This window comes from Mycolicibacterium duvalii, from assembly GCF_010726645.1.
GTDB lineage: Bacteria > Actinomycetota > Actinomycetes > Mycobacteriales > Mycobacteriaceae > Mycobacterium > Mycobacterium duvalii.
On sequence record NZ_AP022563.1, the window covers coordinates 2,713,402 to 2,727,468 of the forward strand.

The following is a 14,067-nucleotide window of genomic DNA, read 5'->3' on the forward strand; positions in this document are numbered from 1 at the left end:
TTTACGGGGTTGAGTCTGCCTCACGGTCGGCTTCGACGGAGGGCAGTGTGTCGATCGCGGTGTGTTTGATGCGGTAGCTGGCCCCTTTGAGGGCGATGACGTCGGCGTGGTGGACGATCCGGTCGATCATCGCGGAGGCGATGGTGGCTTCACCGAAGACCTGTCCCCAGCGGGAGAACGGCAGGTTGGAGGTCAAGATTATCGATGATTTCTCGTATCGGGTGGAGACCAGCTGGAAGAACAGGTTGGCCGCTTCGGTGTCGAACGGGATGTAGCCGACTTCGTCGATCACGATGAGCCCGTAGCGCGAGATCTTGCGCAGTTCGGCGTCGAGGCGGTTGGTGCGGTGGGCTTCGGCCAGGCGGGTGATCCAGCCGGTGGCCGGGGCGAACGCGACCCGGTGCCCGGCGTGGGCGGCCGCGATCGCCAACGCAGTGGCCAGATGAGTCTTGCCGGTACCGGGTGGCCCGAGCAGCACGATGTTGCGGGCCTCGGCCAGCCAACCCCCGGCCTCTAAGCGGGCGATCTGAGCCCGGTCCACTGCGGGTTGGGCGGTGAAGTCGAAATCGGCGATCGTCTTGACCGCGGGGAATCCGGCATACCGGATGCGTTGGCGGGCACCGGATTCTGCGCGGGCATTGGACTCCACGGCCAGGACCGCCCCGAGATAGTCCTCCAGCGACCAGTTCGCTGCCCGACCCTGCTCGGCCAGGCGGTGATAGTGCGCAGCGATCCGCGGCGCCTTCAACAGCCGGGCTTGATGAGCGATGAGTTTGTCAGCCTCACCCGGAGCCGAAACGGTGCGTTTTGTGGTGGGCATCAGGCGACCTCCCCAGTCCCGAACACCGCGTCGTAGGCGCTCAGGTCGGCCACCTCGACATCCACCTCGAGATGGCGGCCGCCAGTGGGCCGGGTGCGGTACTGCTCCCGCAACTCCGCGGCAGCCGCCACATGGGTTGGATCGGCGACTAATCCGGCTGTGCCCCAGAGCCGTTCATGATCGGCCGCCACACGGTCGCCGCAGCGCACCGTGATCCGGTCCAGGCCGGTGTGCACGGTGACCATCCGGCCGATCACCTCCGGATGCACCGAGTAGGCGTTGCCGCCGGAGTTCACGTAGTAATCGCGACCCAACCGTGTGGTCACTGTCGTGCCGACCGCTGGGGCTACCGGCGGCAGGTCGGCCATCGCGGCCCTATCCGCCACCAGCGCTTGGGCGGGCACGTCGTGGGTGCCGGCATGGCGACGTTGGTTGGCTTTGACGGTCAGCCAGTGCATCAGCTGGATGTTGAAGTCCGCTGCCGAAGCGAAGGTGCGCCCGGGCAGAAACGAGGTGTCCAGATACTGGTTGGCCCTCTCCACGACGCCCTTGGTTTCTGGATCGTAGGGTCGGGCCTGGACCAACCGTGTGCCCAGCACGCCGCAGAACCCGGTCACGCCCTGTGCCAGGCGCCCGCGTTGCCCGATTCCGGACTCGTTGTCCCACAACAAGGTCCGTGGCACACCTCCGATGCATTCGGAGAGCAGCAGCCACATCCCGGCCAGCAGATCCCCGGTCACCTTCGAGGGGATCATCATCGCCGCGATGAACCGTGAGCAGGCCGCGACCATCACCAGCACCGGAAACGACCGCAACACCCCGCGGTGATCGGGCACCAGGTGGCCGGGCAGCCACAGATCGCACTGCACCTGCTCGCCGGGCAGATGCACCAGTCGGTCGCACGGATCGACCGGCACGTACTCCGGGCGGATGCGGGCCACGCACTCAGCGAACCAGGAATGCCCGCCCTCCCAGCGCACCCGCTCGGCGAGCACCGTCGCGGCCATCGTCGGGTGATCGGTCAGCAGCGCCCGCACCAGCGGTTCAACCTGCGCCCACGCCGAGGTTGTGACCGGTACCCGCTCATATCGAGGTGGCGCATCGGCCGCCAGTGCCTTGGCCACGGTGTTTCGCGATAAGGACAACCGCCGCGCGATCGCAGCCTGCGACAGCTTCTCCGACCGATACAGCCGGCGAATCTCCGCCCAATCCTCCACAGTAATCACTCTCCAATCGAAAGGTGAAGTGCTCACTTTTCGACCGGAACTACCTGCTCACTTTTCGACCGGAGCTGACAAGCCACACGGGTGGGGAATTTCGATGAGCGTCAGTGGGGAATTTCAGCGAGCGCGGTCACCACTGGCAGCTCAGGCAAGCGGCGTGGCCGGTGGCGGATACAGCATCGAGAACGACGCCCGGGTGCCGCGACGGCCATAGCACCGGGTCTGTCCCATGAACGGATTCATAGATGCGGCGGAGATATTCGCGTTGTGCCCATAACCGGCGCGCGATGCTGACTCCGGTCGATGCGCGCTTCCAGTCAATCCACTCGGTGACGAGTCGGGGCCGGAAGAGCACGTCCCAGTACGGTCCCCAGGTGTCAGCGTACCCGCGGGAGTGGATCCTGGACGGCCGCAAACCCCGGTGCAGCTCGGTACCCATCACGTAGCTCCTGAGTTGGTCGACTCCACTGCGTGGAGCCGTCGCAGTGCCGCGCGGAAATCGGGATTGGGATCGGCTTGGGGCAACACGTCGCAGACGTCCGCGAGGGCCCGGTCGTGGTGACACCCTTGAGTCGAGCGCCGTACAGCGCAGCGATCGTTGGTGTGCGACTGATCGCTCCCACACAGTGGACGAACACCGTGCGGCCTTGTTCACGCAGCGCTTCGATCGCCCACACGGTGTCGGCGAGGACGAAGTCGAGGTTGAGGTTCTCGCCGATCTGGTCGATCAAGCGAACGTCGAGATGAAGAGCGTGAGCTGGTATGTGCCCATCGGCGACTCGGCATAGCGACACCACGGCGTCGACCGTGGCGGGTAGCTTGCGCAGCGAGTGGGCTACACCGATCACCAGGCCGTCGTCATAGGGGTGCGATCCCGGGATCGGATAACCCCTTGTCAATGGGTAGGCGCGGTTGAGTCGCATCGGTTCGCCGCCGTCGATGATCAGGTCGGCCAGGTGCATCAGCCCGCGGGTATCAAGGCCCGGCCAGCCCTTGAGAGCGAGCCGCCACTGCCATGGCACACCCGAGGCTCCGTAGACCGCACCGAGTAGCCCCCCCGGCGATCGCGGCCACCGTGTCGGTGTCGCCCCCACTGCGGACAGCCGCTTCCAGGGCCCGACTCAGGTGGCCGACGCGAAAGGCCCCAGCGGCTGGTTCCTCGGCGGGCACTGGCGTTGTGGCGATCGCCGACCAGGCGGCCTGTAGCGCTGCGACCACCCACCCGTTGGCAGCAGTGAACGCCGAGGGTGGGCGCTCCTGTGCCTCGGCCAGACGCGCCCGCCAGAGGCCCCGACGGTCGGCATCGATGTGCGTTAACCCGATCCGGACATCGAGCTCACCGGTGAGCACGGCGTGGCGGATTGCGGTGCACCATAGGACGCACGCGTCTCCCGCATCCGGATCGAAGTGCGTCAACTCGCTGATAGTGCGGGCCGCCTGCGCCAGTGCTGCCTCATCGTGAAGGTAGGCCAGCGCGACGGGTGCGGTGCGCATCAGCGAGCCGTTGCCTGCGCTGCGGCCCGTGCGACGGTGCAGAGCTTCTGACTCTTCGCGGGCAGTCACCGCCGAAACGCCTTGTTTCCCGGCGGCCGACAACACGGTTGCGGTTTGGTTGCCGATGCCCTTGGCCGTGCGTGCCCACCAGTGCCAGCGCTCGACGATGTAGTCCAGTGACTTTTCGGCCCTAAGGTCAGCGCCGGTGGCGGCGATCTCGGCAATGGCGATGGCCATCGACGTGTCGTCGGTCCACTCGCCCGGCGCGAACGGACCAAGACCGCCGCCGATCATCCCGATCTGAAGATCGGCCTTCATCGGTGGATTGAACTCGTGTCCGGCGCCGAGCGCGTCGCCCGCGGCCGCGCCGACGAGGATACCGACGCCGCGGTCTCGCTGCGCGCTTGTCAGCTTCGTATTCGACACATTTGCTCCCGGCTGTTCCGGGGCCTCAATGAGGAGGCGCTCTTGTCAACGCCGAATGGGCGCCGACCGCTTCGTCATCCGAGCCACCCACGAGCGTGGGGTTGGCGTGCCGTTCCAGTCGGAGCTTGCCGACGGCAACTCGTGAAGCGCCCTTAATTGTAGCTGCGAATGCGAAACTTCGAACGCTGCAGCTAGCTCTGATCCCATACCTCGACCAGCAGCCGCTCACGGCTGCCGCATCGAGCGATCGCCTCGCGGTTGAGATACACATTCCAGACGCCGCGCTCGTTCAACGGGCTGTCCGGCGGTACCGGTTCGCCGATCAGTGGCAGCACGTCGTCGGCGTACACGCTGAAGGTGGAGGGGTAGCCGCCCACTGCCAGCTGGACGCCCTTGCGGTTCTTGATGAGTGCGAGAACCCAGTCCACCCCGCTGATGCCAGCGTTCCAGCGCGCGAGGATCCTGTCTTTCGACATCGACGGGCCCCACGAGTCGCGGTGCACCGTCACTGACCATCCGAGCATGTTGAACCTCCTTGTCTGCGGACCGGAGCCGTCCCGCCTGGTCGTCAGTCGTCGGGTGCGGTCAGGGCGCGGTACAGCGTCGCCCGACTGACCCCGAGGATCTGAGCGATCGCGGGCACCGGCTCGCCGCTGGCCCGAAGCTGAGCGGCCTGCCGAATCTGGGCGTCGCTCAGTCGCCGCGGGCGGCCGATCCCCAGCCCACGCGCCTTCCGGGCCGATTTCGCTGCCGCTCGGCGTTCTCGCTGGAGTTCGAGCTCCAGCTCAGCCAGCGACGCCATCACTCCGGCGATCATGCGGCCCACCGACGTGCTGGTGTCGACGCCCTCCCGCAGCGACCTCAACACGATGCTGCGCTCGCCAAGGTCGCGGATAGTGATCATGACCTCGGTGGCGCTGCGGCCCAGGCGGTCGACACCAGCGACCACGATGGTGTCACCCGGGCGGGCGTAATCGAGCAGCGTGGCCAGGCCGGGCCGCTGTTCGCGGGTAGAGGTGCCCGTGAGCTTGTCACGGTAGATCCGCTCCGGGTCGACCCCCGCGGCCGTCAGGGCGTCGATCTGCGCATCGAGTGACTGATGACCCGTGGACACGCGGGCGTAGCCGAGCAGCTGCCCGGACGCGGTGAGGGAATCTGTAGTTGTCATCGACACCGGTACCCCCGTTCCCGATGCCGAACGACCGCCCGTCTCACTAATCAGATCGAAACCCTTATGATACGCGACAACTATTGAGACGAAACTCCTGGGAGTTTCATTCCCGCACAGCGGCTCGCCAACGACGTCTCGAAATTAAAGATTTGAGACGAACTTCTCCTGCTACTCGATGCCCCCGCGCCTCCCAGTCACCGAAAGTCAGACCTTCGTCGGTCACCCATTCTCGGCGACCGTTGCATCACGTGCACGCGACCGGCGCAAGGAACGGACGTCAAGCATGGCATCCGAGTCGGTCGGCTGATCACCGCGTCATGGGAAAATGCGGGTTTCGTCATCGATCGCCTGCGTGCCGTCCATCAGGGCGTCCGCGTGCTCTTCAATACCCTCGGCGTCTATCTGCAGCACGAACAGTCCACTGGTCCCGGGGATGGCAACGGTCTTCTGCGCGACCATGCGGCGATCGCCTCCGCGGACATATATGCCACCGATGGTCACCGCCTCGAAGCCGCTGAGCTCACCGCTCTGGCCCACCTCTGGCCCCTCGAAGTTGGGGAGGGCTCGCAGCTCATTGGGGGCGACCCGCAAGACCCGGGCCGGATCCGCGCCTCCAGTGAGTTTGAAGACCCGCGCGACAATCATCGCGGGGTCCGCGGCCGACGTCGCTTCACCCTGCCTGCGTGTTGTCAGCGCGCGGTACGCGTCCGCTGGGGCGTCGGTACCCATGTCGACCCACCCTTGTGGCGTCGGTAAATCGATGGTCGGTGCACCCGGGTCTCCCGGCAATACGGGCGTGCGCACCAGATCGTTCTCAGCGATGTAATCGTCGAGGGTGACGGTAGGACTGCGTGTCGCGGTCGGACGCGGAACGGTACTTGATCGAGTCGGTTTGATCGTTCGGGAAGTCGTCGGATCGTCCAGCGAGTCGCCCAATATTCTCGAAGGCGTCAACGATTCGCGATCACTGGCGAGATCCTCGGACGTCAGGCCATCCGACTGGGCGACGACCACGCCAGATATCACGATAAGTACCGCCGCGGAGTAGGCGGCGGTCTCCCAATAGCTAGCCCAATTCCCGGTTTCAGAGCGCTCGACGCCCTTAATGACCTGCCGGTTCGCCACGAACGTCGTCACGCATAGGACCGCTGACGAAAAGACTAAGAGCCATAACCCCCACCCGACGCGCGCGCCAAGTAAAACACCTAGGAGGTCCTCCTCGGGGATGGACACCACCCTGACGATGGTGAGCACCGCGGCGGTCAAGCACGCAACCCCAGCCACGAATACACCCAGGCTGAGTGGGGCCGCCCATTTCACGTCAAGGAGCGTGCTCGTGAAGAACAACAGTGTGAACAGCGCGACGCCGGAAACGAACCCCAGAATCGCTGTAGATACCCCCCAATACTCGATATCGAAGCCATTCACACTGAACACCAACACCTCTACCCACGGCGCGATGCTGCCGACAACGACCCCCGCGCACGCCGCGACGGCTAAGAACAGAGTGGGTCGGTAATACGGCGCGGCGTCTGGCGGCCACGTAGCAGGCTGGTTTTGATTCGGCGGTAAGGCTTGGGTAGACATACTCCCCCCTGGGTGCGGCTCGCAGGACCTAGGCTATCTCCGGAAACCTCGCAAGACACCGTTCATCTGAACTTGCACTTCGGCATCAGATTCCCAGTCCCCCCTCGCGGTTGTCGGCTCTTACTCCGGATATCGAAACCCCCGATCCGACTTGGCGGCGCTCAGGAACTTTAGGTAGTTCTAGCCCCCACCCCACCCCGGGTCTCAACAGGAACTTCTTATCAGCACAACTGATGCTCGGCGGCTTCCACAAGAAACATCCCGTCCGCCAGGGTGAGGCCCAGTCCGAGCTGCTGAGAAGCGCTTCCGACCGCGTTGTCAGCTTCGTTGCGGGCCTGGCCGAACGTCAGACCCTTCTCGACTCCTGCCCGCAGCGCGCGGCACGCGACATCGCCGAGTCGCAACGCCTGACCGTCAGTTATCGGGGTCTGAACTTTTTCGCGAACTTCTTCTAGAAAGAACTCTGGGCTCGCTGTAGCCATTGGCGCCGCCATCACGGTCATGAAGAGCGCCGTTGCGAGGAGTGGGAGAAGGCGCGGGGACATTCGAAGATGATGGTTCACGGATATCCGACTTCAGGGCAGAGGTTGTCCACGGCGACGTGTACCAGGGTGCCCATTTCGGCGTTCGAGGAGACCACCCCGGCGGCGTCTAGGTTCCGCCAGACCACCTCCCTGGCTTGGTCTGACGTGGCGCCATCGCGGCGGGCCGCGCAGGCGAGATGGCCCAATTCGACAAGCCGGGGCGGGGTCACGCTGGGATGGACGTAAAGGTAGAGCTCACCTAGGTACTGCTTTTCAGCGGCATTGAATTGAGGATCAGCTTGTGCGCCTGGCGCTACCAACACGGCCACACCGAAGGCGGCCGCGCAGCCTGCAGCACCTGCCAGTGATCGAAATTCCATAAGAATGCCTCCCCTACATCAACATTCTCCACGTTCCCCGACCTGCGTAAGCGGATTCGGCAAACTTTCGAGCTGCCCGCGAAACCAGGTCTGCTGGATTGAAGAAGCTGCTAGCCTGCCGGACGCAGCGGCATGGGTCACCGCGAAGAGCAGAATTGGGGAGGGGCGACAATGTCGTTGAGGTGCGGGTGGTCAGCAATTTCAGTCTTCGTCGCAGTGTGCACACTGGGCCTGACACCCATTGCATCCGCTGATGACACCCGATCGGTTCGGACGCAATCCGGCAAGGTCCGGTGTCTCGTCACCGCGAACGACGTGTCCCACGGGGGAGGACCTCTGGTGGTGTGCGAATACAACCCGGGCTTCCCACAGGCACCGGCAGGCTCCTCGGGGATCCATTGGAACCTGGCGGTCGTAAGAGGTTCCGGCGCCTTCAACTGGGACATCGGCAACATCGGCGGCTCAGCAGAGGCGCTCGCCAGTGACATCGTCCTCGAATACGGGAAGACTTACCGCGTGAACGGCTGGACCATCAACCCAAGTTTCAACGGCACCCGGTTCACCCACACCGCCAGCGGCCGCGGCATGTTCGTCAGCGTCGACAACGTCTACTCCTTCTGATCACCGAGCCTTGCTGGAGTGAAGTGATCCGCATCGCGAGCCTTGCGGCTGGGCCTCTCGCAAAGATTGGCTGCGCAATCTCCCGACTGTGAAAATTTGTCGGCCTGCGTCGCTACCGTGCGAGGGTGCGCTGGTTCATCCGTCCGGAAAACACCGCCCATCAGCTCCGAGTCGCGCCTCGGCTGGCATCGTGGGACAAGGCAGACCATCCTGACCAAGTTCGGTTGCGCGAATATCTCGACGACACCAAGTCACTGCTTGCGGGCCCGTATACCGAGGGGCCATGGGCGCTACGACTCGACGTCGACCTTCCGGCTGGACGTGACCTGCTCGACATGGCGGACCTCGATAACTATGCCTATCTGCTCGCGTGGCACTTGAGGGACCGTCCCGATCTTGTTTCGGTGTGGTGCACGAAGCAGCACAGCGAGCGGTCGTTCGTGCGCATCGAGGCGGCAAGCGAAACCGCTGCTCCGGCGGACGTTCTCGTGGCGAGGACAACCGCTTCGTCGTCGAGCGTCGCATATAAGCAGCAGATCCACGCCGCTGTCGCAGGCGCCCAACAACTGCCCGAAGGCGCGGTCAGACTCGAACTCTCCTTCACGGTGGGTCCTCGCAGAAACTGGCTCAACCTCTGGAAGCAGACGATCGACTCTCTTGACCCGATCCTGGGACGCACCTACTCGAACCGCGCGTGGCATCCGCGTGACGGCAGGATCACCGAGCTTGGGATGCACGTCGCAGTTGATCCGACCTTTGGCTATGAGGTGGTGGTCGGTATCGCTGCCGCATCAGTGAACCCGGCGGCCGAAGTCGTCGAGCAGCCAGGGACTCGCCCTCAGAGGCCCAGCGCAGCCATGAGGCGGCCCGCACCGCCGGATATACGCAGACTCAGCTGAGCTGATCTTTGCAGAGTTCGCGGCGATGACGTTGGTGTAGCGTGCTCGCCACGCAGGACCGGCTGCCCATCCCGCAAGCGAACTCCGTTGAAGCGACCAATAGACCGCCTTCTCAGGAGCCGCAGGGGCGCGGTGTTCGCGCTTGCCCTTCCGGCTTCCACCAAGGAGCCCGGATCGTGGCCCAGACGGTCGTTCAGAGCCTGTGCAGAAGGTTTACGTCTCGGGGCTACGCGGGAGCTCGGAGCAATGTGTCCGCGAAGAGTGCTAGGTCTGGCGCATCCGACGTAGACGCTCACCAAGCTCCCGGTCGAGCCGGGCGCACCAGTACGCGACGACACCGCGCCAATCGTGGTGCCGCTGCGCGTGGACCCAGAGGCTGTCATAAGTGATCTGATCCCGCTCGGGCCTCAGCGCGTTCAGCGGCTCCAGGTGTCCGAGGATGGCGCGGTAGGTAAGACCTGGCGCCGAAACCTCCTGCCCCACCACTTCGCACACGTCGCGCACCGTGAGCAGAGCCTGGCGGCGATCAAGAAGATGGTTAACCGTGCGACGGGTCTCCGGGTCGCGGCAGATGCGGCAGCGGGGCTCAGACACCCGCAGCTGCAAGGCCCGACCGTGGTGCTCGGCGGGCGCTGCCACGAAAGTGCCATGCCTGGTCATGCACTCGATCATCGAACACGATGACAGCCGAAACAAGCTACCGGGCAGAACATTTCGTACCTAGTTTGAACTTCGACTTGCTTTACCCTAGAGGCGCCCTGTTCGAATGCTGTTCCCCAATAAAGGGAATTTGCTGGTCACAGACCTCTCCGCCGGACATCCACGCCCACCATTAGGGGCATAAAGATAGTCGAATGTTCCTAAATTCATTGCACTTCAACAAGTTCAGCGGCGCTCAGGGAGCGCTGGTGTCGAGTTATTTCCCTTATAGATCAAGAGAGGTCGCTGGTGGTAAACAGTGGACAAAGCTGGCTGCATCGTGGGATGACCGGTCCTAGGGGAGGCACAGCCTGTCGATTCCAGGCGTGTACTTGAAGCGCTTTCCGGGCCTATGTAGTGCGAACGACGATACTTCGCTCCACCGGCGGTGGTCGTCTTCGGTGTCCGTGCTTTCGATGTCGGCCAGTACTTGCATTGGAGTACGAGATCCGTCATCGGATCTGTAGATGGTCGTCCCCTTCAAGCAGTAGGCGGCAATCGTGCGCTCGGTATTGACCTCGACCATTCTCAGGTCCTGCCCTTGTCGATCTGCGCTGCCTCCTTGACGGTGGATGGCTTGGACGAAGCGATCGGCGATTACTGACTTGAGTTGAGCCAGCTCGCTGGCGGACATGGCGTGTCCGAGGAAGAGGATGCTGTGGGTATGGACGTTCCACCCGCTATCAGGGTGGTGCACTATCTCAGCCGACCTGAAGAGCGCACACACGCCTGCATCCCTCACGGACGACGCCCGCAGCGCGCGGCCTGAAGCAAATTCAAGCCAATTCCAGAGTTGCAGGAGGTCGTCGTAGTAGCTGTGCCGCTGGGTCAGGGTCAGAAACCCTGCGCGGCCGCCCCGCCGGACCCACCCTTCCAGCCGCCCAGCGAGTTTGTCCGCTTGCTTCTCAGCCTCACGCACACCACACACCGGGCAGATCCAGCAAAAATGGCAAGACTTGAATCGATCGAGCACCTCCTCAGATGAGCCCCTCCTTCCTCTGGAAATGACACCGCCACAACTCTTGAGGCGATCGTCCTCCGAGAGTGATTGCCCGAAGGCGCGCAGCTTCCGAAGTGCGCTCCACCGAGCATTCGCAGATGCCGTACTCACCCGCCACGAACGGACTGTCGAGGAGACAACGATGCCCAGCACGTCGCCGACACTCGCGGCCGCCGGAGCCTTTCTGTCGGCCATAGGCGAGGTGGGCCGAGCGCCGACTGACGTCCTTGCCGGGAAGATTCCGGCAACCGGACCCCGACCTTCACGACGCTGTCGATTCGTCGACGTGAGCCGCGGCCAGTTCGTCGGGGGCGACGTAGATCTCCTCAGGCAGCCCAACATCCTCAAGGGCATCTCGTGCCGCCTGATCGACGTTGGGGCGGGGCGCTCTCATCTCCCCCTCCCAGGACTACCGGCGACGGCAGATCGTCGGCCAGCGTGGCGCTCAGGAGCCGTGCAGAGGGTCAACTCGTACGCCCTGAACCAAACCACCGCGTTGCTCGCATATGTGTAACGGGTCGGGCGGTCCCGCCGCGGAGGAGCGCTTCCGAAGACGACGCCAAACTCGGTGCGCTCCGGACGCTTACGATCAGAGTTAATGTCGACGATCGTCCCGACGAACCCCCGGAATTGCGGCCAGGTCCCCCGGGACGGGTGCTTCGACTCGTCTCGTCTAACCAGAACGCGATCCCCGGGGCACACAGCCGACGTCACCCGCCCGGCAGGATTTCCGGCGGGTAATGGTTCTTCTGTATCAAGACACTTGTTCTCCACGATGTCGACCGCCAGCATCAACGACCGGTCGACAGCGTCCCGGTCGTCGGCAGGGACCTGGTCAAGCGCTACGTCTTGTGCGCGTCGGCGCAGCGCTCTCGTCGAGCCAGACGACGCTCTCGTCGAGCCAGACGACGCACCTACACCCGCGACGACCGCGGTGAAGACGACTTCGGCATCGTCCCGGGACAGGCCCGTGAATACACGATGTCTATCTAGGCGGTCGCTGAGCTGTTCGCGCGCAGCAGGATCCAGTCCTAGGAATGCGGGGAGATGCAGGATCCGGTCTAAAGCACTCGCTTCTACTTCCCCCTTTCGTTCCCGCCGATTCACCGCACCATCACCCGCTTCCGCGAGGTCGGTGTAAGTCCAGACGGCGTCGCTACAGAGTCGGCCGCTGGCTTCCTTAAGGGGTTGTTCGACAGGGCATCCAGCGCATCAGCTATGTCTTGGTCAGTCATGCGCCAGTGACGACCCACCTTCCGGCCAGGAAGCCGCCCAGAGCGAAGTTGCTCGATCAACCAACGTTCGGATGGAGCGCCGAGCTTTTCGACACAGACGCGAAGTTCATGAGTAAGAGGCACGGAAACTCCGAAAGATCGCTCGACAAAGGGACGAAGTGTGCCGGTCTTGGGTTTGTTGTTTTCCGACCCTGACGTCCCGTCGGAACATGTCTCCGACCGCCCCGTTGCACTACCTCAACGGACGGAACAACACGTGGTTCCCTGCGCAGCAGCCTATCGCGCACATCAAACTACGTCAATCACCTGATTCTGAATTGCGTTGCCCTCCAATGTCTTTGATAAAGCACTCGTATGGAGTTCGCCTAGCGATATGCAAGGACTGACCTAGAAGTGGCCTAGCCAGCCCCACTCAACGCAACCCCTATCGCGTCGGCCGCCGCCTGCATCGAGCTGCGGTCCAGGTGTGTGTACATCGAGATCGTTGTGTTCACTGACTCGTGGCCTAGGTGAGCCTGAACGACAGGCAGCGGGACACCGGCCAGGACGAGCCAGCTTGCACAGGTATGCCGTAGGTCGTGAATCCGGGGTTTGAGGATCGGAGCCTCCGGCGTGCTGTTCAGCGGGTTGCCGTCGAGATCCTTCGTCGGCCAGGTCCGCTCGACGGCAGCAGACCAGACTCGATCGTGGAAGCCGTTGCCCTTAACGAAGGTGCCTGCCTTGTTGCGGAAGACCCACTCCCCCGTCAGGTCCAACTTGTCCAGGGTCGCCTTCGGCACGTTAATCGTCCTGATCGACCGCTTCGTCTTCGGCGGGCCGATCTCGTATCCGCCACGGTCGTATGTCCGCTTCCAGGCGCGGGAGATCCTGACAGTGCTGGTTGTCAGGTCAATGTCAGAAGGCTTGAGCGCGGTCGCCTCGCCCCACCGGCAACCCGATGCCACGAGGAACTCCACGAGCGGCTTCCAGTAGTCGGTGACGTTCTCCAGGAGTCGGGCGAAGTCCTCGCGGGATAGACAGATCATGTCCGGTCGCTCGGAGGTCGGCAGGCGCTGACCCAAAGCCGGGTTAGTGGTGATGCGCCCCGCCCGGACTGCAGCGTTCAAGGCCGAGGAGAGGAAGCCATGCTTGTTCGAGATGGTCTTACCTGAAGTTCCCCTGTCTGCGAGGTCCTGAGTCCACTTCGCGATGTGTTCGCGAGTCAGTCCGGTCAGCGGGAGGTCACCTAGTCCGGGTCCAATGTCCCTGCGCAGATAGCTTTGGTAGTCCCAGAGCGTCGATTTCCGTAGACCGGTCAGGTGGGCGATGTGGTGCTCGATCCACTCGCGCACCGTCATCGTCGTCATATCCGGGTCGGAGCCCAGTGTCGTCAGCGCCTGGGCAGCTCCGAACTTCTCGACCAGACCCTTGAACTTGGTCGCGGTCGCAAGGTCCTCAAATGAAGTCGAGGTCTGCTTGCCATCGAGCCGGTAGAGGACCTGGACGTACGTGCTGCCGTTCTTGCGCGTGACCGATCTCAGCGACGCCATGACGGCGACTATAGACCTCGAATGTTGATGGGGTGTTGATGAGAAAAGAAAGCAGGTCAGGGGTTGCATCCCTGACCTGCTTCTATTCGTGGAGCTGCCGGGAATTGAACCCGGGTCCTACGGCATTCCCTCGAGGCTTCTCCGTGCGCAGTTCGCTATGCCTCTACTCGGATCTCCTGATCACGCGAACAAGTCAGGATGACGATCCCAGTCGCTGTGGGGTGTCCCGAGAAGTCCCGCGACCGAACTTCCCGGTGGATCCCTCTAGATGACGCCAGGATCCGGGTCGAGGGATTACCCGGTCTGACGGACTAGCTGTCGCTTAGGCAGCGAGAGCGTAGTCGCGCTGATTGGAATCGGCGCTTAATTGGTTGCAACGACGCTTACGGTGGTCTCTTGCCTGCACCGGCACGCTTCCCTTGATTCGATGCTCGAAGTCGAAACCGTTCAGCCCCCTTG

14 protein-coding genes, 1 other RNA gene, 1 pseudogene and 1 riboswitch are annotated in these 14,067 nt (G+C 63.4%); of the genes and pseudogenes, 2 read left to right on the plus strand and 14 right to left on the minus strand.

What is annotated here, in order from left to right:
• Position 1: 1 nt before the first annotated feature.
• The 8 genes and pseudogenes from istB to G6N31_RS12785 all read right to left on the minus strand — a co-directional run bounded on the left by istB (position 2) and on the right by G6N31_RS12785 (position 7,625).
• Positions 2–820, minus strand: coding sequence for an IS21-like element helper ATPase IstB (istB, locus tag G6N31_RS12750; protein WP_098002884.1), 819 nt, complete (start codon positions 818–820; stop codon positions 2–4).
• Positions 820–2,037, minus strand: a complete 1,218-nt coding sequence (gene istA, locus G6N31_RS12755) for an IS21 family transposase (RefSeq protein ID WP_098002885.1) — start codon at positions 2,035–2,037, stop codon at positions 820–822. The genes istB and istA overlap by 1 nt, the downstream gene beginning before the upstream one ends.
• A gap of 444 nt (positions 2,038–2,481) precedes the next feature.
• Positions 2,482–3,963 (minus strand): annotated as a pseudogene (locus tag G6N31_RS12760) (ADP-ribosylglycohydrolase family protein).
• A 33-nt stretch (positions 3,964–3,996) separates the two neighbouring features.
• Positions 3,997–4,110, minus strand: a riboswitch (SAM riboswitch).
• A gap of 44 nt (positions 4,111–4,154) precedes the next feature.
• The gene (locus tag G6N31_RS12765; RefSeq protein WP_098002886.1) at positions 4,155–4,487 is read right to left on the minus strand and encodes a hypothetical protein; all 333 of its coding nucleotides are present in this window, start codon (positions 4,485–4,487) and stop codon (positions 4,155–4,157) included.
• A 44-nt stretch (positions 4,488–4,531) separates the two neighbouring features.
• Complete coding sequence (locus G6N31_RS12770; RefSeq protein ID WP_098002970.1) at positions 4,532–5,131, minus strand: recombinase family protein; 600 nt, start codon at positions 5,129–5,131, stop codon at positions 4,532–4,534.
• 318 nt (positions 5,132–5,449) lie between these two features.
• Complete coding sequence (locus G6N31_RS12775; protein ID WP_163722159.1) at positions 5,450–6,562, minus strand: LpqN/LpqT family lipoprotein; 1,113 nt, start codon at positions 6,560–6,562, stop codon at positions 5,450–5,452.
• Positions 6,563–6,942: 380 nt separating this feature from the next.
• Positions 6,943–7,224, minus strand: a complete 282-nt coding sequence (locus tag G6N31_RS12780; RefSeq protein ID WP_133117673.1) for a hypothetical protein — start codon at positions 7,222–7,224, stop codon at positions 6,943–6,945.
• Between the two features lie 56 nt (positions 7,225–7,280).
• Positions 7,281–7,625 carry a DUF732 domain-containing protein gene (locus G6N31_RS12785; protein WP_098002889.1) on the minus strand — a complete coding sequence of 115 codons (345 nt, stop codon included), beginning with the start codon at positions 7,623–7,625 and terminating at the stop codon, positions 7,281–7,283.
• Between the two features lie 339 nt (positions 7,626–7,964).
• Here G6N31_RS12785 and G6N31_RS12790 point away from each other — a divergent pair, with 339 nt between their 5' ends.
• On the plus strand, positions 7,965–8,246 hold the full coding sequence (locus G6N31_RS12790) for a hypothetical protein (RefSeq protein ID WP_098002890.1): 282 nt from the start codon (positions 7,965–7,967) through the stop codon (positions 8,244–8,246).
• Positions 8,247–8,371: 125 nt separating this feature from the next.
• Positions 8,372–9,145 carry a hypothetical protein gene (locus G6N31_RS12795; protein WP_179964304.1) on the plus strand — a complete coding sequence of 258 codons (774 nt, stop codon included), beginning with the start codon at positions 8,372–8,374 and terminating at the stop codon, positions 9,143–9,145.
• A 264-nt stretch (positions 9,146–9,409) separates the two neighbouring features.
• On the opposite strand, the gene G6N31_RS12800 is transcribed toward G6N31_RS12795, so the two are convergent.
• The 6 genes from G6N31_RS12800 to ssrA all read right to left on the minus strand — a co-directional run bounded on the left by G6N31_RS12800 (position 9,410) and on the right by ssrA (position 14,063).
• Positions 9,410–9,805, minus strand: a complete 396-nt coding sequence (locus tag G6N31_RS12800) for a hypothetical protein (protein WP_133117674.1) — start codon at positions 9,803–9,805, stop codon at positions 9,410–9,412.
• Between the two features lie 334 nt (positions 9,806–10,139).
• The gene (locus tag G6N31_RS12805; RefSeq protein ID WP_133117675.1) at positions 10,140–10,817 is read right to left on the minus strand and encodes a protein rep; all 678 of its coding nucleotides are present in this window, start codon (positions 10,815–10,817) and stop codon (positions 10,140–10,142) included.
• A gap of 289 nt (positions 10,818–11,106) precedes the next feature.
• On the minus strand, positions 11,107–11,238 hold the full coding sequence (locus tag G6N31_RS27655; protein WP_264033399.1) for a hypothetical protein: 132 nt from the start codon (positions 11,236–11,238) through the stop codon (positions 11,107–11,109).
• Entirely contained in the window at positions 11,235–11,636 is a 402-nt protein-coding gene (locus G6N31_RS27880; RefSeq protein WP_494337380.1) for a hypothetical protein, read from the minus strand. The genes G6N31_RS27655 and G6N31_RS27880 overlap by 4 nt, the downstream gene beginning before the upstream one ends.
• An 841-nt stretch (positions 11,637–12,477) precedes the next feature.
• Positions 12,478–13,608 carry a tyrosine-type recombinase/integrase gene (locus tag G6N31_RS12810; protein ID WP_098002894.1) on the minus strand — a complete coding sequence of 377 codons (1,131 nt, stop codon included), beginning with the start codon at positions 13,606–13,608 and terminating at the stop codon, positions 12,478–12,480.
• An 86-nt stretch (positions 13,609–13,694) separates the two neighbouring features.
• Positions 13,695–14,063: a transfer-messenger RNA gene (ssrA, locus tag G6N31_RS12815) on the minus strand.
• Positions 14,064–14,067 lie beyond the last annotated feature (4 nt).

Excerpts from the sequence above, each read along its gene's own strand:
- istB (WP_098002884.1), bottom strand. The coding sequence starts at position 820 with ATGCCCACCACAAAACGCACCGTTTCGGCTCCGGGTGAGGCTGACAAA.
- G6N31_RS12765 (WP_098002886.1), bottom strand. The coding sequence starts at position 4,487 with ATGCTCGGATGGTCAGTGACGGTGCACCGCGACTCGTGGGGCCCGTCG.
- G6N31_RS12770 (WP_098002970.1), bottom strand. The coding sequence starts at position 5,131 with ATGACAACTACAGATTCCCTCACCGCGTCCGGGCAGCTGCTCGGCTAC.
- G6N31_RS12780 (WP_133117673.1), bottom strand. The coding sequence starts at position 7,224 with ATGACCGTGATGGCGGCGCCAATGGCTACAGCGAGCCCAGAGTTCTTT.
- G6N31_RS12785 (WP_098002889.1), bottom strand. The coding sequence starts at position 7,625 with ATGGAATTTCGATCACTGGCAGGTGCTGCAGGCTGCGCGGCCGCCTTC.
- G6N31_RS12800 (WP_133117674.1), bottom strand. The coding sequence starts at position 9,805 with ATGACCAGGCATGGCACTTTCGTGGCAGCGCCCGCCGAGCACCACGGT.
- G6N31_RS27655 (WP_264033399.1), bottom strand. The coding sequence starts at position 11,238 with ATGAGAGCGCCCCGCCCCAACGTCGATCAGGCGGCACGAGATGCCCTT.
- G6N31_RS27880 (WP_494337380.1), bottom strand. The coding sequence starts at position 11,636 with ATGCTGGCGGTCGACATCGTGGAGAACAAGTGTCTTGATACAGAAGAA.
- G6N31_RS12810 (WP_098002894.1), bottom strand. The coding sequence starts at position 13,608 with ATGGCGTCGCTGAGATCGGTCACGCGCAAGAACGGCAGCACGTACGTC.